The sequence below is a fragment of the Jannaschia sp. M317 genome, from assembly GCF_025141175.1.
In the GTDB taxonomy this organism is placed as follows: Bacteria; Pseudomonadota; Alphaproteobacteria; order Rhodobacterales; family Rhodobacteraceae; genus Jannaschia.
Window position 1 is genome coordinate 1,836,227 of sequence record NZ_CP081155.1, and the last position, 18,243, is coordinate 1,854,469.

Sequence of the window (18,243 nt, forward strand, 5' to 3'; positions counted from 1 at the left end):
GCAGATATGACCGAGGGCAAGAACGGGCTTACCTATGCGGATGCGGGCGTCGACATCGACGCGGGCAACGCGCTGGTCGAGCGGATCAAACCGGCGGCCAAGTCGACCGAACGGTCCGGCACCATGGCGGGCCTGGGCGGTTTCGGCGCGCTGTTCGACCTCAAGGCGGCGGGCTTTCGCGATCCGATCCTGGTCGGGGCGACCGATGGCGTGGGCACCAAGCTGCGCCTGGCGATCGACACCGGCAAGCTTGACACCGTTGGCATCGATCTGGTCGCGATGTGCGTCAACGACCTGGTATGTCAGGGGGCGGAGCCGCTTTTCTTCCTCGATTACTTCGCCACTGGCAAGTTGGAGACAGAGGCCGCAGCCCAGGTGATCGAGGGCATCGCCGCGGGCTGCAAGGCATCGGGCTGTGCGTTGATCGGCGGTGAGACGGCGGAAATGCCCGGCATGTACGGGGCGGGTGATTTCGATCTGGCCGGGTTCGCCGTGGGCGCGATGGAACGCGGCACGCATCTGCCGGCGAATGTGGCCAAGGGCGATGTCCTGCTGGGCCTGTCTTCGGACGGTGTGCATTCAAACGGCTTTTCGCTGGTGCGCCGCGTGGCGGATCATGCGGGTCTGACCTGGGCCGATGCCGCCCCCTTTGCCGAAGGCACGCTGGGCGCGGCTTTGCTGACGCCCACGCGGCTTTATGTTCTGCCGTTGCTGGCCGCGGTGCGGGCAGGGGGCGTGCATGCGCTGGCCCATATCACCGGCGGCGGCCTGACCGAGAACCTGCCGCGTGTCCTGCCCAACGGTCTGGGTGCGACGATCGACCTGTCGTCCTGGCATCCCGCACCGGTCTTTGGTTGGCTGGCGCAGGCGGGTGGGGTGGCCACGGCAGAGATGCTCAAGACCTTCAACTGCGGCATCGGCATGGTGATGGTCTGCAACCCCGACCACGCCGATACGCTGGAAACGTTGCTGACAGAGCAGGGCGAAACCGTGTCTCGCCTGGGCACCGTGACCGAGGGCACGGGCGTCAGCTATACCGGAACGCCCAACTGGTGAAACGTGTCGCGATCCTGATTTCGGGCGGCGGCTCCAACATGCTGAAGCTGGTGGAGTCGATGACCGGCGACCACCCGGCGCGGCCCGTGCTTGTGGCCTCCAACGATCCGGGAGCGGGGGGGCTGGCCCGCGCAGCGGCCCTGGGGATCGAGACGGCAGCGGTCGATCACCGCCCCTTCAACGGCGACCGTGCCGCGTTCGAGGCGGCGCTGGGCGACCGGATCGAGGCGGCGCAGCCCGACATCCTGGCGCTGGCGGGGTTCATGCGGATCCTGACGCCTGCTTTCACGGCGCGCTGGGCCGGGCGGATGCTGAATATCCATCCGTCGCTTCTGCCCAAGTATCGCGGCCTGCACACCCACGCACGGGCCATCGAGGCGGGCGATACGCAAGCCGGCTGCTCGGTCCACGAGGTCACCGCCGAGTTGGACGACGGCCCCATCCTGGGGCAGGCGCGCGTGCCGATCCTGCCGGGTGATACACCCGACAGTCTGGCCGCGCGGGTGTTGGCGCAGGAACACAAGCTTTACCCGGCTGTCCTGCGCCGGTTTGCGTCCGGCGACCGGACTGCGATCACGCTTCCGTGAGGCCAGCGCTTTCCCTCCGTTTGGCAATCGGCTAGATCAGGGAAAACGGACGAAAGGGCAGAGCCATTCCCGCCGACATCAAGACGCTGCGCACGACCGAAGACCTCGCCAAATTCTGCGCCGAAGCCGCCCAAGCCCCCTATGTGACCGTCGATACGGAGTTCCTGCGGGAACGGACCTATTATTCGAAGCTTTGTCTGATTCAGCTGGCCTATCCGGGGAACGGCACCGACGATGCCGTCCTTGTCGATCCGCTGGTAGACGGGCTGGATCTGGCCCCGCTGTATGATCTTTTCCGGGATACCGGCATTGTGAAGGTGTTTCACGCCGCCCGCCAGGATCTGGAGATCTTTGCCATCGAAGGCGATGTCATTCCCAGCCCCCTGTTCGATACCCAGGTCGCGGCCATGGTCTGCGGCTTCGGAGAGCAGGTTGGCTATGAAACCCTCGTGCGCAAGATCGCCAAGGGCAGCGTCGACAAGTCCTCGCGGTTCACCGACTGGTCCCGCCGCCCGCTGTCGGATGCCCAGAAAATCTATGCTCTGGCCGATGTGACCCACCTGCGGGTCGTGTATGAATATCTCGCCGCCGAAATCGCCAAGTCCGGTCGCCAGCCTTGGGTCGAGGAAGAGCTGGATGTGCTGCGCGACCCCGCCACCTACCGGGTGGAACCGCGCGATGCCTACATGCGGTTGAAGATGCGCAACCCGTCGCCCCGCTATCTTGCCATCGCGCGCGAGTTGGCCGCCTTCCGCGAACGCTATGCCCAGGAACAGAACGTCCCCCGCAATCGGGTTTTCAAGGATGATGCCCTGTTGGAGCTGGTGGCGAACAAGCCCAAGGACCTGGGCGAGCTGAGCAAGGCCCGCCTGTTGCTGCGCGAGGCCCGCAAGGGCGCGATTGCCGACGGCATCCTGGCCGCCATCGCCGCCGGTCAAGAGGTGCCGCGCGAACAGATGCCCCCGGCGCCCTGTGCCAAGGCGCGTGACCAGATCAACGGCGCGCTGGCGGATCTGCTGCGGGTGCTGCTGAAGGCCAAGGCGGAGCAGGCGGGCGTGGCCCAGAAGCTGATTGCGACGGCGTCCGACCTTGATGACATCGCGGCGGGCACCCGTAGCGGGGCCTGGGCGAAAGGGTGGCGGGGCGAGGTCTTTGGCCAGGACGCGCTGCGGCTTTGCGAAGGCAGCATCGCGCTCGCCTGTCAGGGGCAGACCGTCAAGATCATCCCGCTCTGAGGTCGGGGATCTTGATCAGATCCTTCTAAGGATCTGACGTCTAATCCGTGACATAGGCGTCAAAGGCCCAACCCTGCGCCCCCGAGACATGGCGCACATGCAGCCAGCGGCCTTCCCGGCCCAGAGGTTCCAAACGGTCACCGGGGTACATTCGCCGCAAGATCGCGTGATCGGTGCCCGGCCCCGACCGCAAATTCAGATAGCCGTCCCCCGTCTGCGCCACGAACAGCGGCGGACCGACCACGGGCGCGGCCTTTTCGAGATAGGTCAGGGACGCCCAACCCGTTGCCCCCGATGGCAGGCGCACGCGCGCCCAGCGGCCCATCGTCTCCTCGACCTGGACCCGCGCACCCACGTCCAGCCTTTGCAACACCTCATGGCGCGTTCCCGGGCCAATGCGCAGGTTCAGGTAGCCATCGTCTGATTGTCCCACATAAAGCGTCTGCGCCAGCGCCAGACTCGGCGCGACGATCAGGGCGAGGATAAGGGCGGCGATGCGCATGGTGGCTCCTGTCTGGCAATGCCGCAGATTCGCCCGCGAACGGGTCGGACGCAAGCCCGTACCGTCGACAGGCTGGCGGCTGAGCGGTGCGTTTCTACCCGTCCCCGGGACCCGCGATGTCGATTATCTGATCCGGCATGGATTGCCGTTTGAGAGGCATTTGTAACGCGCCGGTGTATTCGACCAGGATCTGCGTCGGGGTCGAGATCGCCGGGGCGCGTGCGTCCCATGGGGTTTTGTGTCACCCGATGGCACCTCCGCAAGGCCGGGCCAGATCGAGACGCAGCAGCAGGGTCTAGCGCCCCGTCCGCAGCAGCGCCTCCTTGTCGATGCCCAGTTTGACGATCTTTTCGTTCAGCGTGCGCCGACCGATGCCCAACCCGTCGGCCGCGTCCTCCATCCGGCCCTCGTGATCGGTCAAGGCACGGGCAATCAGCTTGCGTTCGAACGCGGCGACAGCCTCGCGCAGGGTCGGGGGCACCGGAGGGCGATCTTCGTCGGACATCAGACAGTGACCGATGCGCGCCGTGCCATGCCGCGCCCGCATCGCAAATCGTTCGGCCACGGCGCGCAGCTCGCGCAGGTTGCCAGGCCAGCTGTGGGCGATCAACAGGGCCAGATCGTCCGCCGACAGGGTGGGCATGTCGATCTGCATCCGTGTCGCAGCGGGGTCGAGCTCCGCCAGAAACAGCTCGGCGATGTCGTCGGGCCGCTCGCGCAGGGCGGGCACACGGATCACATGGGTCGCCAGCCGCCAACGCAGATCCGGCATCACCCGGTCCGCGCGATCCTCGTCAAGCGCCGCGATCAGGCGCGGGCCGTCCGGCAGGGCCAGCGCCAGCTGTGCCTGGGTCGCGTCATCGCAACGGTCCAGCCCTTCCAGAAAGAGCGTCCCTCCGGTCGGTATCGGGCCGGGGTCCAGCCCGGCGGCACGCGCGACAAAGGGTGTCCCGGCACGGGGGGAGAGGTCGTGGACCACCCGTGCGATGGCTGACCGGCCGGTGCCCACGGCCCCCTCGATCAGGACCGGTGCCAGCGATCCGGCGGCGTCCAGGATGGCGATGCGCAACTGTGCGGCGGCGGCGCTGTGCCCGGCGGCCACCCGGTCGAGGTCGGTGCCCTGGGCCACACGAGCGGCGATGCGCATCTGCTGTTCGGCCTGACGGCGATCCTGCGCGGCGCTGCGCAATGCTTCGATCAACTTTGGGGGGTCGTGCGGTTTCTCCAGAAAGCCGCGCGCTCCTGCCTGAACGGCCTCGACCGCTGTGGAAATGTCGCCATGGGCCGACAGCATCAGGATCGGAGGGCAATGCGGTCCCGCAACCGCGCGCACGAAATCCAGCCCCGACATGCCCGGCATTTTCAGATCGCAAAGCACCACATCGGGGGCCAGACCGTGCAATCGCGCCACTGCATCCTGTGCGCGGGCCGCCGTGTCCACGCGCCAGCCGCCGCGCGTCAACAGATGGCGCAGCGAATCGCGCATCGCCGCGTCGTCGTCGACGACCAGAACGTGGAACGGGTCGGTCATGACAGCGGTAGCCGAATGGCAAAGGCCGCGCCGCCCAGATCGCTGTCGCCTGCGGTCAGGGTGCCGCCGTGTTCGTGGACGATCTCGGCAGATATGGCCAGGCCAAGGCCCGTGCCCTCGCCCGAGGCGCGGGTGGTGAAGAACGGCTCGACCGCTTGATCCAGCGGCACCGACAACCCCGGCCCGTTGTCGGAGATGGTCAGCCGGGCATGGTCGCCGTCCTGGTCTATCTCGATCCGTACGATCGGTTCCGGCAGGCCCTCGACCGCGTCGATGGCGTTGCGCAGCAGGTTGACGGCCACCTGTTCCAGACGGTGCCGGTCGCCCCGCACCTGCGCATCGGTGCGCGGGCCGTGCAGGGTCACGCCCGAGATGCGGTCTGCCAGGACCTCCTGCGCGTAACGCGTCACCTCGCTCAGGGGGACCGAGGCCATGACCGGCCCGTCAGAGCGGGCGAAGAACTTCAACTGCCGGGTGATTCCGTCAAGGCGATCCACCAGGCCGCCAATCCGCCCGGCCAGCCCGCTGTCCGTTTCCGGCCCCAAGGTGTCGGCATACAGATGGTTGCGCATCGCCGCGATGGGTTGGCCCAGCTCATGACAGACCGACGCCGCCAGCCGTCCCAGAACGGCCAGCCGCCCGGTGCGGACCAATTCCGCCTGAGCCTCGCGCAGGCGCGTTTCGACCAACTGTCGTTCGCTGATTTCTTCGGTCAGGCGGCGGTTCATGCGGCGCAGCGCGGCTTCCTTGGCGGCGGCCTTGCGCAGGTCGCCTGTGGCGCGCACTGCCTGCCGACCGGTCCAGACCAAAGAGGCCAGGATCATCGACACCGCAACCGCCCCCGCGGCGATAAACGCCCAAAGCGCCGCAGTCCCGGTCGCGGGGGCATATCCGACCCGCCAGGGGGCCGCGTCCATGTCGCGCAGAATCATGTCGCGCGGCAACGGCACGGGCGACAGCGCCTCGGCCCCGAACTGCCGACTGTCCCGCATGCGCCGGATCTGTTCGCCATCAAGCGGGGCCGTCGACCGATAGCGCCAGTCATCGCGAGAGGTCAGGATCGTCACGCCGTCGCCGTTGAGAACGCGCACCGCTTCGTCCGCCCCCGCCCAGTCGCGTTCCAGCCGCGACAGATCCAGCTTGATGGCAAGCACGCCCAAAACCGCGCCCGTGCCATCACGCACCGCTTCGGCGATGAAATACCCAGGCCGCCGGGTGGTTGCGCCAACGCCGAAAAACGTGCCGGTCCGGCCGGCCAAAGCTTCGGTGAAATAGGGGCGAAAGGCGTAGGATTGGCCCACAAAACTGCCGTCGGTGCCCGCGTTCGACGCGGCAAGGGTCAGGCCCGCGCGGTTCATCAGGTAGATCGCGTCGACCTCTGCGCGGGGGGCATAGTCGGCCAGTCGCGCATTCAGCCGCCCCGGCGCCGCCCCGCCCGCCACCGCGCGCACGACCGGATCCTGCGCCAGGATATGCGGCAAATGGGTGACGCGCCCCAGCTCTGCCTCGATGCCAGACACATAGAGCGCGAGACGCCCCTCGGCCCGTTCCGCCTCGATACGGCTAAGCACGCCCAAGGTGGCAACAAAGGCCACGCCCGCCGCCAGCAGCGCCAGCCCCACAATCAGGGCCCCCAGGCGTGCCACAGGCAGCCCGGTCATCCGATCAACGGTGCGGTCCACGATCTCCTCCCTCGGGGCCAGTCTAGCAGTCGATCGCGACGGGCGCCTTGCGGAAATCCGCAGGTCTTTGCGCGATGCCCTGCGGATTTGTTCATATCGCCGATCATGCCGCGCGGGCTAGGTCTGACCCATGTCGCAATTCAGGGAGGAAGACCGACAATGATCAAAGCCATTATCCTGTGCACCACCGCCGCTGCCATCGCCGCCCCGGCCATGGCCGAAGAATGGGACGTCAGCCTTTGGGGCAAGCGCCGCGCCTTCACCGAGCACGTCGAGAAGCTGGCCGAACTGGTGTCCGAAAAGACCGGCGGCGAGTTCACGCTGAACATCAGCTACGGTGGCCTGTCCGGCTCTCGCGAGAACCTTGACGGGATCTCCATCGGGGCCTTTGAGATGGCTCAGTTCTGCGCGGGCTATCACCCCGACAAGAACCCCTCGCTGACGGTGCTGGAACTGCCGTTCCTGGGCGTTGGCTCGCTGGAGGAAGAGCGGTCGATCAGCCAGGCCGTCTACGCCAGCGATGCCGTTAAGGACGACCTGGCCCGTTGGAGCGCGGTCGCGCTGATGCCGTCGCCGCTGCCGCAGTACAACCTGGTGGGCAAGGGCGATGCGCCGACCTCGTTGGACGGCTTGTCCGGCCTGTCGGTGCGCGCCACCGGTGGCATCGGGGCCGCGATGTCCGAGCTGGGCGCCACGCCGACCTCCATGAGCGCCTCCGAGGTGCGTCAGGCAATGGACTCGGGCGTCGTGAACGCGGTGGCCTTCGCGCCCCACGCGCACATGTCCTTTGGCACCGTCGAAGCCGCGACCTGGTGGACGACGAACCTGAACCCGGGCACGGTCAACTGCCCCGTGGTGGTGAATTCCGACGCGCTGGACAGCCTGTCGGACGAACACCGCGAGGCGCTGCTGGGCAGCGTGGACGAGGCGCTGGACCACTATCTGGCCTACTACGATGAGCAGACGATGGCCGCCTGGGCCCCCCTGCTGGACGAGAAGAGCATCACGCAGGTGACCTTCGACGATGCGGCCCTGGCCGATCTGGCCGCCCGCGTGGCCGACCCGGCCGCTGCGGCCTGGGTCGAGGCGAATGCCGCCAAGGGCCTGCCCGCGCAGGAGCTTCTGGATATGGTCAAGAAGCTCGCCGCCGAGCAGTAAACGACAGGGCGCGGGCCAGACACGGTCCGCGCCGCACCCAACACACCGGGGGAGGGTGGCATGGCCACAGCCGCAAATGTGCGGACGGATAACTCACGTCTTAGTCGCATCGACCAATTTCTCTATCGTATCGAAGGCTGGCTGGCGCTTATCGCCGGACTGGCGATCCTGTCGCTCATGGGGCTGGCCGTCGTGTCGGTGGGCGGACGCAACTTTGTCGGTATCCCCTTGCCGGGATACGTCGACTGGATCGAACAGATCATGCCCGCCATCGCTCTTTTGGGCATCGCCTATACGCAACGCACCGGCAGCCATATTCGCCTGGACCTGATCGTCGGCAACATGAAGGGGCGCCCGCTGTGGATCGCGGAATGGGTAACGACGCTGATCATGCTGATCCTGACCTTGCTGCTGGTCTGGGGCACCTGGTCGCATTTCCTGCGCAGCTTCGATCTGGGGCAGCCGCTGTTCTCGCGCGATAGCTCCATCGACATCGGTCTGCCGATCTGGCCTGCGAAACTGGTCGTGCCGGTCGCGCTCATGGTCCTGGCCCTGCGGCTGAGCATCCAGTTGGTCGGCTTCAGCCGGGGTCTGCGCGGCGATGAAACGCCGGTTGCTGTCCCCCTGGTCGAAAGCGCGGCCGATCAGGCCGCCGCCGAGGCCGCCGCGATGGAAGGAGGCCAGAAATGACCCCGCTCGATATTGGCATGTGGGTCACCGGCGGGCTGGTCCTGCTGGTTGTGCTGGGCATGCGCGTGGGACTTGCCGCCGCCTTGGCCGGCGTCGTGGGGCTGATCTGGATTTTCTGGGAAAAGAAGGATTACGCGCTGGACGAATTCACCTGGGCGCTGGGCGTTGCGGTGAAGACGGCGGGGCAGGTGCCCCATTCCAAGGTCGCCAGTCAGGCGCTGTCGCTGATCCCGATCTTCATCCTGATCGGCTATCTTGCCTATCAGGCTGGCCTCACGCGCGCGCTGTTCGAGGCGGCGAAACGTTGGGTCGGCTGGTTGCCGGGCGGGATGGGCGTGGCCTCCGTGTTTGCGACGGCGGGGTTCTCGGCGGTGTCGGGCGCGTCGGTCGCCACCTCTGCCGTCTTCGCACGCATCGCCATCCCCGAGATGCTGGCCGTGGGCTACGACAAACGCTTTGCGGCAGGCGTCGTGGCGGCGGCGGGGACATTGGCGTCCCTGATCCCGCCCTCGGCCATTCTGGTGATCTATGCGATCATCGTGGAACAGGACGTGGGCGCGCTGTTGCTGGCGGGTTTCCTGCCGGGCGCGTTTTCTGCCCTGGTCTACGGTGGGCTTGTCGTAGGGCTGGCGTTGGTCTGGAAGCAGCTGGGCCCGCCGGTCGGCGGCTACAGCTGGAAGCAGCGGTTTCAGGCGTTGCCGGGGGCTTTGCCGATCTTCGCGGTGATCGCGCTGATCATCCTGTTCGTCTACAATCCCTTTGGCGAGGCTTTTGGCACCCCGACCGAGGGTGGGGCCCTGTCGGCTGCGTTGATCCTGGCCATCGCGCTGTGGAAAGGCACCCGCTGGACCGAGCTGAAGGGTGCCTTGATGGAAACGGCGAAGCTGACCGCGATGATCTTCACGATCATCTGGGGTGTGCTGATCTACGTCCGTTTCCTTGGGTTCGCGGATCTGCCTGGCGCATTTTCCGACTGGATCGCGGGGCTGGATCAATCGCCGATGCTGACCTTGGTGTTCATCCTGCTGGCCTATGCGGTGCTGGGGATGTTCATGGATGCCATCGGCATGCTGCTGCTGACCTTGCCCATCGTCTTTCCGGCGGTCATCGCGCTGAACGGCGGGGCGGGTGTGACCGCCGCCGAAAGCCCGTTCGGCCTGTCCTCTACCGAGGTGGGGATCTGGTTTGGCATCCTTGTGGTCAAGATGGCGGAGTTCTGTCTGATCACGCCGCCCATCGGCCTCAACTGCTTTGTCGTGGCGGGCGTGCGGGACGATCTTTCGGTGCAGGATGTGTTCCGCGGCGTGACCCCGTTCTTTATCGCGGATGCGCTGACGATCGCGGCACTGGTGGCATTCCCCGGCATCGTGATGTGGCTGCCTCGCTTGCTGGGCGTCTGACGCGACGCCTTCGATCACGCGAAAGGGCCGCCCGAGAAGGCGGCCCTTTTTGCGTCGAGGGAACCGGGGGTGCCCCCGACCAGCGCAGGGTCGGCGCGCCCCGCAGCCCCCCTGTCAGAGCAGCTGCAGCAGCAGCGCGCGGGTATTCGCCTCGGTCATCGCGACCGGGTTGCCGCCGGTACTGGGGTCGGCCAGCGCACCTTGCACGATCCGGTCAATGTCCGGGTCTCTGACGCCCAAGGCGGTCAATGTCTTCGGGATGCCCATGGATGCGTTGAGATCATCGACATAGGCGCAAAACCCGTCAAAGCCGCCGTCGATCCCCAGATAGGCGGCCGCCTGCGCCATCCGGTCCGCAATCTCGGGGCGGTTGAACTGCAACACGGCAGGCATGCAGACGGCGTTCGTCGTGCCGTGGTGGGTGTGGTGGATCGCGCCGATGGGATGAGACAGCGCATGGATGGCGCCCAGCCCCTTTTGGAACGCTGTGGCCCCCATCGCGGCGGCGGACATCATCTGCGCGCGCGCCTCTATGTCGGTGCCGTCGGCGTAGGCGCGCGGCAGGTAGTCCTTGACCAGACGCATGCCTTCCAGCGCGATGCCCTGGGACATCGGGTGGTAGTGCGGCGAGCAGAAGGCCTCGACGCAATGGGCAAAGGCATCAAGGCCGGTGCCCGCCGTGATCGCCTTTGGCATGCCGACCGTCAGTTCCGGGTCGCAGATCACGACCGCCGGCAGCATCCTGGGGTGGAAGATGATCTTTTTCTCGGCGGTCCGGGAATTCGTGATGATCGACGCGCGCCCGACCTCCGACCCGGTGCCTGCGGTGGTCGGTACGGCGACGATGGGGGCGATGGCGTCCGCGTCGGCGCGGGTCCACCAGTCGCCCACGTCTTCAAAGTCCCAGATCGGGCGGCTTTGCCCGGCGAGGAAGGCCACGACCTTGCCCAGATCCAGACCCGAGCCGCCGCCAAAGGCCACGACCCCGTCATGGCCGCCGTCGCGATAGGCCCGTACGCCAGCCTCGGCGTTGACCTCGTTCGGGTTGGGATCCACCTCGGCAAAGATCGCCCGGCCCAGACCCGCCGCTTCCAGCAGGTCGAGGGTGCGGGTCGTAATCTCCATCGTGGCCAACCCCTTGTCGGTGACCAACAAGGGACGGGTGATGCCCGCGGCGACACAGGCATCCGCGATTTCGGCGATGCGGCCCGCGCCGAAGCGGATGGACGTGGGATAGGACCAGTTTGCGCGGATCGTCATGTCAGGCCTTCTTCATGTGGTAGGATTTCGGACGGGTCAGGTTGTGAAAGCCGATGACCGACAGACCGCCACCGCGCCCGGTGTCCTTGCACCCGGTCCAGCACAGCGCCGGGTCCAGGTAATCGGCGCGGTTCTGGAACACGGTGCCGGTTTCCAGCCGATCCGCGATCCGTTCCGCCCGGTCGGTGTCGGGCGTCCACAGCGAAACGGTCAGCCCATAGGCACAATCGTTCATCAGCGCGATCGCCTCGGCGTCGTCCTTGACCGGCATGATGCCGACCACGGGGCCAAAGCTTTCTTCGCGCATGACCCGCATCTGGTGGGTGACATTGGTCAGGATCTGCGGGGCCAGATAGGCACCGCCATCCTCGGGAAAATCCTCGGGGGCGATATGGGCGGTTGCGCCCTCGGCCACGGCCTCGGCCACCTGGGCGCGCACGCCTTCGGCAAAGCGGACCTGCGCCATGGGGCCGATCGTCGTCTCGGGGTCCAGGGGATTGCCCAGCTTGTAACCCTTGACCAGGGCCACCGCCTTTTCGACGAAGGCATCGAACAGGCTTTCGTGGACATAGATCCGTTCGATCCCGCAGCAGCACTGGCCGGAGTTGAACATCGCCCCGTCCATCAGCGTATCGACGGCGGCATCCAGGTCCGCGTCTTCCATCACATAGCCCGGATCCTTGCCGCCCAGTTCCAGACCGACGCCGGTAAAGGTGCCCGCCGCCGCGCGCTCTATCGCCTGGCCGCCTGCGACGGATCCGGTGAAGTTCACAAAGCCAAAGGCCCGCCCCGCGATCAGGTCCGACGTCGTGTCGTGGTCCAGAAACAGGTTCATGAACACGTCTTCGGGCACGCCCGCCTCGTGGAAGGCGCGGACCATCCGTTCGCCCACCAGTGGCGTTTGCGAGGCATGTTTCAGAACGACCGTGTTTCCGGCCATCAAGGCGGGCGCAATCGTGTTGATTGCCGTCATGTAGGGGTAATTCCACGGGGCCACGACCAGAACGACGCCGTGGGGGACGCGCTTGATCATGCGGCGGAACCGGTCGCTGTCCTCGACCACCATCGGGGCAAGAGAGCTGTGCGCGATGCCCGCCATATAGGACGCGCGCTCGGTGAAGCCGCCGAATTCGCCGCCGTAGCGGACCGGTCGGCCCATCTGATGCGCCAGTTCGGGCACGATTTCGTCGTTCATTTCACCGACGCGGGCAACGCCTGCCAGCACCAGGTCGATCCGTTCCTGCAGGGGGCGGTCGGCCCAGGCGATCTGGGCGGTGCGGGCCCGGTCGACAGCGGCGCGCGCCTCTGCCGGGGTCAGCGTGGGGCGTTCGGCAAAGACCGACCCATCAATGGGAGAGATACAGCGGATCATGACAGAACTTTCGTGAAGGGCCGCCCGGTGCGGGTCGGTGCAGGTGAATATCTCATGGCGTGGGCGCACGAACCAGAGGGGTCATGCCCTCTCGAAGCCGCGCGCGATTTCCCAGTCGGTGACGGCGCGGTCGAACTCCTCCTGCTCCCACTCGGCGGCGCGGGTGTAGTGGTCGATCACGTCGTCCCCCATCGCCGCGCGCAGCATCGCCGAGCTGCGCAGCGTCTCGGTCGCGGCGCGCAATGTCTGGGGAATGTCGGCGGCCTTCGCGTCCTCGTAGACGTCGCCGGTCGTCGCCGGTTGCAGGTCCATCTTGTCCTCGATGCCCCTGATCCCGGCGGCCAGCATTGCGGCCTGCGCCAGATAGGGGTTCAGGTCAGATCCCCCGATCCGGCATTCGACCCGGATCCCCTTGGTCCCGTCGCCGCACAGCCGGAACCCGGCGGTGCGGTTGTCGATGGACCAGACCGTTTTCGTGGGCGCAAAGGTCCCCTTGGCAAACCGTTTGTAGCTGTTGACGTAGGGGGCCAGAAAATAGGTGTAATCGGGCGAATAGGCGATCAACCCGGCCATGTAGTGCCGCATCAGGTCCGACATGCCGAGGTCCGCGTCCGGATCGTGGAACGCGGGCGTCCCGTCCCGCCAGAGCGATTGGTGCACGTGGCTGGAACTGCCGACCCGGTCGGCGGCCCATTTCGGCAGGAACGACGCGGCGTGGCCCTGCTGCCAGGCGATTTCCTTGACCGCGTGTTTCGCGATGGAATGATGATCGGCGCAGGCCAAGGCCTCCGCGTAGCGGATGTTCAACTCTTCCTGACCTGCCTCGGCCTCGCCCTTGGTGTTCTCGACGGGGATGCCCGCGGCGAACAGGTGGTTACGAAGCGGGCGCATCACGGCCTCTTCCTTGGTCGTCTGAAAGATGTGGTAGTCTTCGTTGTAGCCCGAAATCGGCGTCAGGTCGCGAAAGCCGTCCTTGCGGATCTGATCCAGCGGCTTTTCGAACAGAAAGAACTCCAGCTCCGTCGCCATCATCGGCGTCAGGCCAAGTTTTTCCAGACGCGCGATCTGCCGTTTGAGAATGGCACGGGGGGAATGGGGCACGGGGGCGTGTGTGTGGTGGTCCAGGATGTCGCACAACACCATCGCAGTGCCGTCCAACCAGGGGACGGGGCGGATGGTGTCCAGATCGGGCTTCATCACGTAGTCGCCGTAACCCGCCTGCCAGCTGCTTGCCGCATAGCCGGGCGGGGTCGCCATCTCCAGATCCGTGGCCAGCAGGTAGTTGCAGCAGTGGGTTTCCTCGTAAGAGGTCTCGACGAAGTTGACGGCGTGGAACCGTTTGCCGGTCAGGCGGCCCTGCATGTCCACGAAGCAGACGAGGACGGTGTCGATATCGCCCGCCGCAACAGCGGCCTTCAGCTCTTCGAATGTCATGGTGGCGTCCTTTCAGCCTTGGTCGGTCTTGATGCCGTCGTGGGCCAGATCCAGCATTTCGACGGTCGTACCCGTTGGTCCTGTGGTGAACGGCCCCGCGCGCAGCGGGAAGGCATGGGGCAGGTGCCAGGTGGCCACCGGCGTGCCTGCCACGTCATGCAGGGTCACGGTGACGGCGCGGCGCGCGATGCGCAACGTTTCCACGTCGGCGACCCAGGCGCGCAGCGCGTCGCCGTCGCGGGTGGTGCCGAACTGGCAGGTGATCTCGTCGGGGGGGCGCCCACCCGGTGCCCCCAGGCCCGAGATCTCGCGAAAGGCGAGGCGGCCGAGACCTTCGATCTCGACCGTGAAGGGCGTCGTGTCGCTGAAGGCGTCGAACGCATCGTGTTTGGGTGGGCGCATCGGCGTCTCCGAAAGGGGGCGGCGGCGCAAAGGCCGCACGCCCCCGCTGGTCTCAGGTGTAGCGGTAGGGGCGCCCTGCCGCTTCCATGTCGGCATTGTACTGCTTGATGATGTCGACCACCTTGCGCTTGGTCTCCGACTCGGCGGCGATCTCTTCCCAGAAATCCTTGGCTGCCGCTTCGACCGTGGCCCATTCCGCATCCGGGATGGAGGTCAGCTGCAGCTTGTCGCCCTGGGTCCGCAGCCGGGCCTCGCCGCCCCAATACCACCACTGACGGTAGTAGTGCGACTGATCGGTGCAGACCCGGAACAGGGTTTGCAGATCCTCGGGCAGTTCGTTCCACCGTTCCATATTGGCAAAGAACGACCCGGCCCAGGCGCCCGAGATATTGTTGGTCAGGAAGTAGTTGGTCACATCCGCCCAGCCGACGGTGTAATCCTCGGTGATGCCCGACCAGGCGATGCCGTCGAGCTCGCCGGTCTGGACCGCGACCTCGATGTCTTCCCACGGCAGGTTGACCGGCACGACGCCGAATTGCGACAGGAAGCGACCGGCGGTCGGGAAGGTGAAGATCCGCTTGCCCTGAAGGTCGGCCAGCGACCGGATCGGATCCTTGGTGGCGAAATGGCACGGGTCCCAGGCCCCGGCCGAGATGTGTTTGACCCCGACCTTGGCGTATTCCTCCTGCCAGATCTCGTTCAGGCCGTACTGGTTGAACAGCACCGGCACATCCAGCGAGTAGCGCGATGCAAACGGGAAATAGCCGCCGAAGACGGTGACCTCGGTGGGCGACGCCATGGAGTCGTCGTCGGATTGCACCGCGTCGATGGTGCCGCGCTGCATCGCCTGGAACAGCTCGCCTGTCGGGACCAGCTGATCGGCGTAGAACAGTTCGATCTGCATGCGGTCGCCCGCGATCTTGTTGAACATTTTGATGGCCGGGTCGATGACCTCGGCGGCCAGGGCGGCGCCGGCATAGGTCTGCATGCGCCAGGTGATCGTGCCCTGTGCCAGGGCGGGCGCGGCGAGCGCGGCGGGCGCGGTGGCGGCCCCCGCGATGAACTTGCGTCTGGTGGTCATGTCTTCACTCTCCTTGCTGCGGTTGGGGTGCCGGGATCGACCTTTGCGGTCTGTTCGGCCCTCCTCGGAGGGGCCCGGAGTGGGGCAGGTGCCCCGATTATCTGCTGTGGATGGTGTGCGGGCCGGGTGGCGGGGCGCTCAGTTTCCATAGATCACCCCCGGCAACCACGTCGCGAGACCGGGGAAGATCATGACCAGCGCCAGCGCCCCCACCATCACCGCCACGAAAGGCGTGATCGACGCATAGATGTCGCGCAGCGAGATTTCAGGCGGGGCCATCGCGCGCATCAGGAACAGGTTATAGCCGAAGGGCGGCGTCATGTAGGCGATCTGCGTCGTGATCGTATAGAGGATTCCGTACCAGATCAGGTCAAAGCCCAGCTCTCCGACAAGCGGCACGTAAAGGGGCGCGACGATCACCAGCATGGCCGTGTCGTCCAGGAACGTCCCCATCAGGATGAAGCTGAGCTGCATGAGGATGAGGATCATCCAGGGGGACAGGTTCAGCTGCTCCGTAAACAGGCTCTCGATTGCTTTGACCGCGCCCAGCCCGTCGAAGACCGCGCCAAAGGCCAATGCCGCCAGGATGATCCACATGAACATGCAAGTGATGCCCAGCGTGTTGCGGACCGAATTCTCGAACACCTGCCGCGTCATCCGTCCCTTGACGACGGCGGCCATGAACGCCGCCAGGGCACCGATGGCGGAACTTTCGACCAGCGAGGTCCAGCCCTGCACGAAGGGCACCATCATCGTCGCAAAGATGATCAGCGGCAAAAGGCCCGCGCGCAGCAGGCGCATCTTTTCGGCGCGCGGCAGGTCGCGCTCCTCGGCGGGCAGGGCGGGGCCCAGCGACGGTTGCAGCCGGCAGCGGACAGCGATGTAGATCACGAACATCGCGGCCATCATCAGACCCGGGATCACACCCGCCAGCCACAATTGTCCCACCGGTTGCCGCGCGATCATCGCATAGAGCACCAGCACCACGGACGGTGGCACAAGAATGCCCAGCGATGACCCTGCCTGGACCACACCGGTGACCATGCGTTTGTCGTAGCCCCGTTTCAGCAACTCCGGCAGGGCGATGGTCGCGCCAATCGCCATGCCCGCCACCGACAGCCCGTTCATCGCCGAAATCAGGACCATCAACCCGATCGTCCCGATCGCCAACCCGCCGCGCAGGCCGCCCATCCAGACATGGAACATCTTGTAGAGATCGTCCGCGATTTTGCTTTCCGACAGCACGTAGCCCATGAAAATGAACATCGGCAGGGTCAGCAGCGGATACCATTTCATCAGCTTCATCGCCGCCGAAAACCCGATGTCGAACCCGCCTCGATCCCCCCAAAGCAGCAGTGCCGCGATGACGGCGACGAAACCGATGGCCCCGAACACGCGCTGCCCGGTCAGCAGCATCAGCATCATGGTCGAGAACATGAGCGTCGCGATCAACTCATAGGGCATCAGGCGGACTCTCGCTCTGGGGGGACGCCGCGCAGGATCAGCACGTCTTTGAACAGCTCAGACAGGCATTGCAGCAGCATCAGCAGCAGGCCCGCCACCATCACCGCCTTGATCGGCCAGAGATAGGGCCGCCAGGCGGTGGAGGAGCGTTCCATGAAGCCGATCTCGCTGCCTCCGGTTGCCAACCCGCCCAGAAAGGAGAACGGCGCGGAGCCGAAGTAGCCCAGCCCGTAGGCCAGCGAGGCCACCCCGCCGTAAAGCATCACGCAAAGGTAGAAGATCAGGAAACAGACGGTCAGCAGGTCGAACCAGGCCTTTCGCCGCGCCGACCAGCCACCATAGAGCAGATCCATCCGCACGTTCGACCCCAGCTGGATCGAATAGGGCCCGCCCAGGATGTAATAGGCGACCATGGCGAACTGCGCCGCCTCCAACGTCCAGAGCGATGGCAGAAAGAACGTCTTCGACACCGAGGACCACAGCAGGATGCCCATCAGCACGAAAATTCCGTACATCATGATCCGTCCGATCCGGCGGTTCACGGTGTCCACGACGCGGATGTAGCCGCGCATCAGGCCGAGCATGCGACGTCTCCGGGCAGGCCAGTCGCGGCAAAGGCGTCGGTCAGCCATCCGGCCAGCATGTCGCCCATGGCGGTCTGCGCCTCGGGGGTGGCGATCAGGTCGTTGCGGATTTCGATCATCACGTTCGGGTGGCCCTGTGGCACGGCATGGCGCAGCAAGGTGTGCAGCACGCCGTCACCGGGACCATACGGTTCATTGCGCTGGACGTCGGCGCCGGTGTGAGCGGCGGCGCAGGCCAGCATGGCATCGGCCAGTCGCGCGTCCTCGCCGTGCAAAACGCCGATGTCGACCGTGCGCGGTCGGCCTTTGTAGACCGGCGTAAAACTGTGGATCGTCACCAGCAGGGGGGCCTGACGCCGGGTGATCTGGGTTGCGAGTTCGGCCTCGAACGGATCGTACCAGCGGGCGGTTCGCGCAAGACGGTCTGCCTGTGACAGGGCCGCGTTGGCGGGGATCCTGGTCGTTTCGCTGATGGCGGGCATGGCATCTGGTGCCTCGGGGGGGCGGTTCAGATCATAGACCAGCCGCGACACGGTGCCCGCGACCAGCACGGCGTCCAGCCGCGCCGCCAACCGTTCGGCCACCGGCAGGGCACCGGGATCCCAGGCGATGTGGCTGCGCCGCGCGTCCGCATCCAGACCCAGATCGCCGTAGGCATCCGGGATCGCACAGGCCGCATGTTCGCAGACCACCACAGCGCAGGAGGTGCCCTCCGCCCGCGTGACCGCAACGCTGTCGATGTTCCCGATTGCCTGAGCCATCTTTACCCCTTCGAAGGCAGGTTTCAGTCCGGCGCCCGTCCTGT

At 66.1% G+C, this 18,243-nt stretch carries 17 protein-coding genes; 6 read left to right on the forward strand and 11 right to left on the reverse strand.

Annotated elements, in window-relative coordinates:
• Nucleotides 1-6: 6 nt before the first annotated feature.
• From purM to rnd, 3 genes are all read left to right on the forward strand, one after another.
• Entirely contained in the window at nucleotides 7-1,056 is a 1,050-nt protein-coding gene (purM, locus tag K3551_RS09515; protein WP_259912789.1) for a phosphoribosylformylglycinamidine cyclo-ligase, read from the forward strand.
• The gene (purN, locus tag K3551_RS09520) at nucleotides 1,053-1,643 is read left to right on the forward strand and encodes a phosphoribosylglycinamide formyltransferase (protein WP_259912790.1); all 591 of its coding nucleotides are present in this window, start codon (nucleotides 1,053-1,055) and stop codon (nucleotides 1,641-1,643) included. The genes purM and purN overlap by 4 nt, the downstream gene beginning before the upstream one ends.
• Before the next feature lie 77 nt (nucleotides 1,644-1,720).
• Nucleotides 1,721-2,878, forward strand: a complete 1,158-nt coding sequence (gene rnd, locus K3551_RS09525) for a ribonuclease D (protein ID WP_259919542.1) — start codon at nucleotides 1,721-1,723, stop codon at nucleotides 2,876-2,878.
• Between the two features lie 40 nt (nucleotides 2,879-2,918).
• Here rnd and K3551_RS09530 read toward each other — a convergent pair whose 3' ends face one another.
• From K3551_RS09530 to K3551_RS09540, 3 genes are all read right to left on the reverse strand, one after another.
• On the reverse strand, nucleotides 2,919-3,380 hold the full coding sequence (locus K3551_RS09530) for an SH3 domain-containing protein (RefSeq protein ID WP_259912791.1): 462 nt from the start codon (nucleotides 3,378-3,380) through the stop codon (nucleotides 2,919-2,921).
• A gap of 295 nt (nucleotides 3,381-3,675) precedes the next feature.
• Nucleotides 3,676-4,911 (reverse strand): sigma-54 dependent transcriptional regulator, encoded by a 1,236-nt coding sequence (locus K3551_RS09535; RefSeq protein ID WP_259912792.1) that lies wholly within the window; start codon nucleotides 4,909-4,911, stop codon nucleotides 3,676-3,678.
• Nucleotides 4,908-6,593: an ATP-binding protein gene (locus K3551_RS09540; protein ID WP_259912793.1), complete on the reverse strand. Its 1,686-nt coding sequence runs from the start codon at nucleotides 6,591-6,593 to the stop codon at nucleotides 4,908-4,910. Before K3551_RS09540 ends, K3551_RS09535 begins: the two co-directional genes overlap by 4 nt.
• Before the next feature lie 159 nt (nucleotides 6,594-6,752).
• On the opposite strand from K3551_RS09540, the gene dctP reads away from it, so the two are divergent.
• From dctP to K3551_RS09555, 3 genes are read left to right on the forward strand one after another with little or no spacing between them, the layout of a single operon-like run.
• Nucleotides 6,753-7,751 carry a TRAP transporter substrate-binding protein DctP gene (dctP, locus tag K3551_RS09545; RefSeq protein ID WP_259912796.1) on the forward strand — a complete coding sequence of 333 codons (999 nt, stop codon included), beginning with the start codon at nucleotides 6,753-6,755 and terminating at the stop codon, nucleotides 7,749-7,751.
• A 60-nt stretch (nucleotides 7,752-7,811) separates the two neighbouring features.
• Nucleotides 7,812-8,441: a TRAP transporter small permease subunit gene (locus K3551_RS09550; protein WP_259912798.1), complete on the forward strand. Its 630-nt coding sequence runs from the start codon at nucleotides 7,812-7,814 to the stop codon at nucleotides 8,439-8,441.
• On the forward strand, nucleotides 8,438-9,841 hold the full coding sequence (locus tag K3551_RS09555) for a TRAP transporter large permease (RefSeq protein WP_259912800.1): 1,404 nt from the start codon (nucleotides 8,438-8,440) through the stop codon (nucleotides 9,839-9,841). Before K3551_RS09550 ends, K3551_RS09555 begins: the two co-directional genes overlap by 4 nt.
• A 114-nt stretch (nucleotides 9,842-9,955) precedes the next feature.
• On the opposite strand, the gene K3551_RS09560 is transcribed toward K3551_RS09555, so the two are convergent.
• From K3551_RS09560 to K3551_RS09595, 8 genes are all read right to left on the reverse strand, one after another.
• The gene (locus K3551_RS09560) at nucleotides 9,956-11,101 is read right to left on the reverse strand and encodes an iron-containing alcohol dehydrogenase (protein WP_259912801.1); all 1,146 of its coding nucleotides are present in this window, start codon (nucleotides 11,099-11,101) and stop codon (nucleotides 9,956-9,958) included.
• Between the two features lies 1 nt (nucleotide 11,102).
• Entirely contained in the window at nucleotides 11,103-12,473 is a 1,371-nt protein-coding gene (locus K3551_RS09565; RefSeq protein ID WP_259912802.1) for an aldehyde dehydrogenase family protein, read from the reverse strand.
• An 81-nt stretch (nucleotides 12,474-12,554) separates the two neighbouring features.
• On the reverse strand, nucleotides 12,555-13,907 hold the full coding sequence (locus K3551_RS09570) for a glutamine synthetase family protein (protein WP_259912803.1): 1,353 nt from the start codon (nucleotides 13,905-13,907) through the stop codon (nucleotides 12,555-12,557).
• A gap of 12 nt (nucleotides 13,908-13,919) precedes the next feature.
• Nucleotides 13,920-14,309 carry a phage tail protein gene (locus K3551_RS09575; RefSeq protein ID WP_259912804.1) on the reverse strand — a complete coding sequence of 130 codons (390 nt, stop codon included), beginning with the start codon at nucleotides 14,307-14,309 and terminating at the stop codon, nucleotides 13,920-13,922.
• A 52-nt stretch (nucleotides 14,310-14,361) separates the two neighbouring features.
• Nucleotides 14,362-15,390 carry a TRAP transporter substrate-binding protein gene (locus K3551_RS09580; protein ID WP_259912805.1) on the reverse strand — a complete coding sequence of 343 codons (1,029 nt, stop codon included), beginning with the start codon at nucleotides 15,388-15,390 and terminating at the stop codon, nucleotides 14,362-14,364.
• A gap of 138 nt (nucleotides 15,391-15,528) precedes the next feature.
• Complete coding sequence (locus tag K3551_RS09585; protein ID WP_259912806.1) at nucleotides 15,529-16,854, reverse strand: TRAP transporter large permease subunit; 1,326 nt, start codon at nucleotides 16,852-16,854, stop codon at nucleotides 15,529-15,531.
• Nucleotides 16,854-17,438, reverse strand: coding sequence for a TRAP transporter small permease subunit (locus K3551_RS09590; RefSeq protein ID WP_259912807.1), 585 nt, complete (start codon nucleotides 17,436-17,438; stop codon nucleotides 16,854-16,856). The genes K3551_RS09585 and K3551_RS09590 overlap by 1 nt, the downstream gene beginning before the upstream one ends.
• On the reverse strand, nucleotides 17,426-18,199 hold the full coding sequence (locus K3551_RS09595; RefSeq protein WP_259912808.1) for an N-formylglutamate amidohydrolase: 774 nt from the start codon (nucleotides 18,197-18,199) through the stop codon (nucleotides 17,426-17,428). The genes K3551_RS09590 and K3551_RS09595 overlap by 13 nt, the downstream gene beginning before the upstream one ends.
• Nucleotides 18,200-18,243: the final 44 nt, after the last annotated feature.

Bases quoted from the DNA above. Each gene is read 5' to 3' on its own strand.
- purM (WP_259912789.1), top strand. From the start codon at position 7: ATGACCGAGGGCAAGAACGGGCTTACCTATGCGGATGCGGGCGTCGAC.
- K3551_RS09530 (WP_259912791.1), bottom strand. From the start codon at position 3,380: ATGCGCATCGCCGCCCTTATCCTCGCCCTGATCGTCGCGCCGAGTCTG.
- K3551_RS09535 (WP_259912792.1), bottom strand. From the start codon at position 4,911: ATGACCGACCCGTTCCACGTTCTGGTCGTCGACGACGACGCGGCGATG.
- dctP (WP_259912796.1), top strand. From the start codon at position 6,753: ATGATCAAAGCCATTATCCTGTGCACCACCGCCGCTGCCATCGCCGCC.
- K3551_RS09550 (WP_259912798.1), top strand. From the start codon at position 7,812: ATGGCCACAGCCGCAAATGTGCGGACGGATAACTCACGTCTTAGTCGC.
- K3551_RS09555 (WP_259912800.1), top strand. From the start codon at position 8,438: ATGACCCCGCTCGATATTGGCATGTGGGTCACCGGCGGGCTGGTCCTG.
- K3551_RS09560 (WP_259912801.1), bottom strand. From the start codon at position 11,101: ATGACGATCCGCGCAAACTGGTCCTATCCCACGTCCATCCGCTTCGGC.
- K3551_RS09565 (WP_259912802.1), bottom strand. From the start codon at position 12,473: ATGATCCGCTGTATCTCTCCCATTGATGGGTCGGTCTTTGCCGAACGC.
- K3551_RS09570 (WP_259912803.1), bottom strand. From the start codon at position 13,907: ATGACATTCGAAGAGCTGAAGGCCGCTGTTGCGGCGGGCGATATCGAC.
- K3551_RS09575 (WP_259912804.1), bottom strand. From the start codon at position 14,309: ATGCGCCCACCCAAACACGATGCGTTCGACGCCTTCAGCGACACGACG.
- K3551_RS09580 (WP_259912805.1), bottom strand. From the start codon at position 15,390: ATGACCACCAGACGCAAGTTCATCGCGGGGGCCGCCACCGCGCCCGCC.
- K3551_RS09585 (WP_259912806.1), bottom strand. From the start codon at position 16,854: ATGCCCTATGAGTTGATCGCGACGCTCATGTTCTCGACCATGATGCTG.
- K3551_RS09590 (WP_259912807.1), bottom strand. From the start codon at position 17,438: ATGCTCGGCCTGATGCGCGGCTACATCCGCGTCGTGGACACCGTGAAC.
- K3551_RS09595 (WP_259912808.1), bottom strand. From the start codon at position 18,199: ATGGCTCAGGCAATCGGGAACATCGACAGCGTTGCGGTCACGCGGGCG.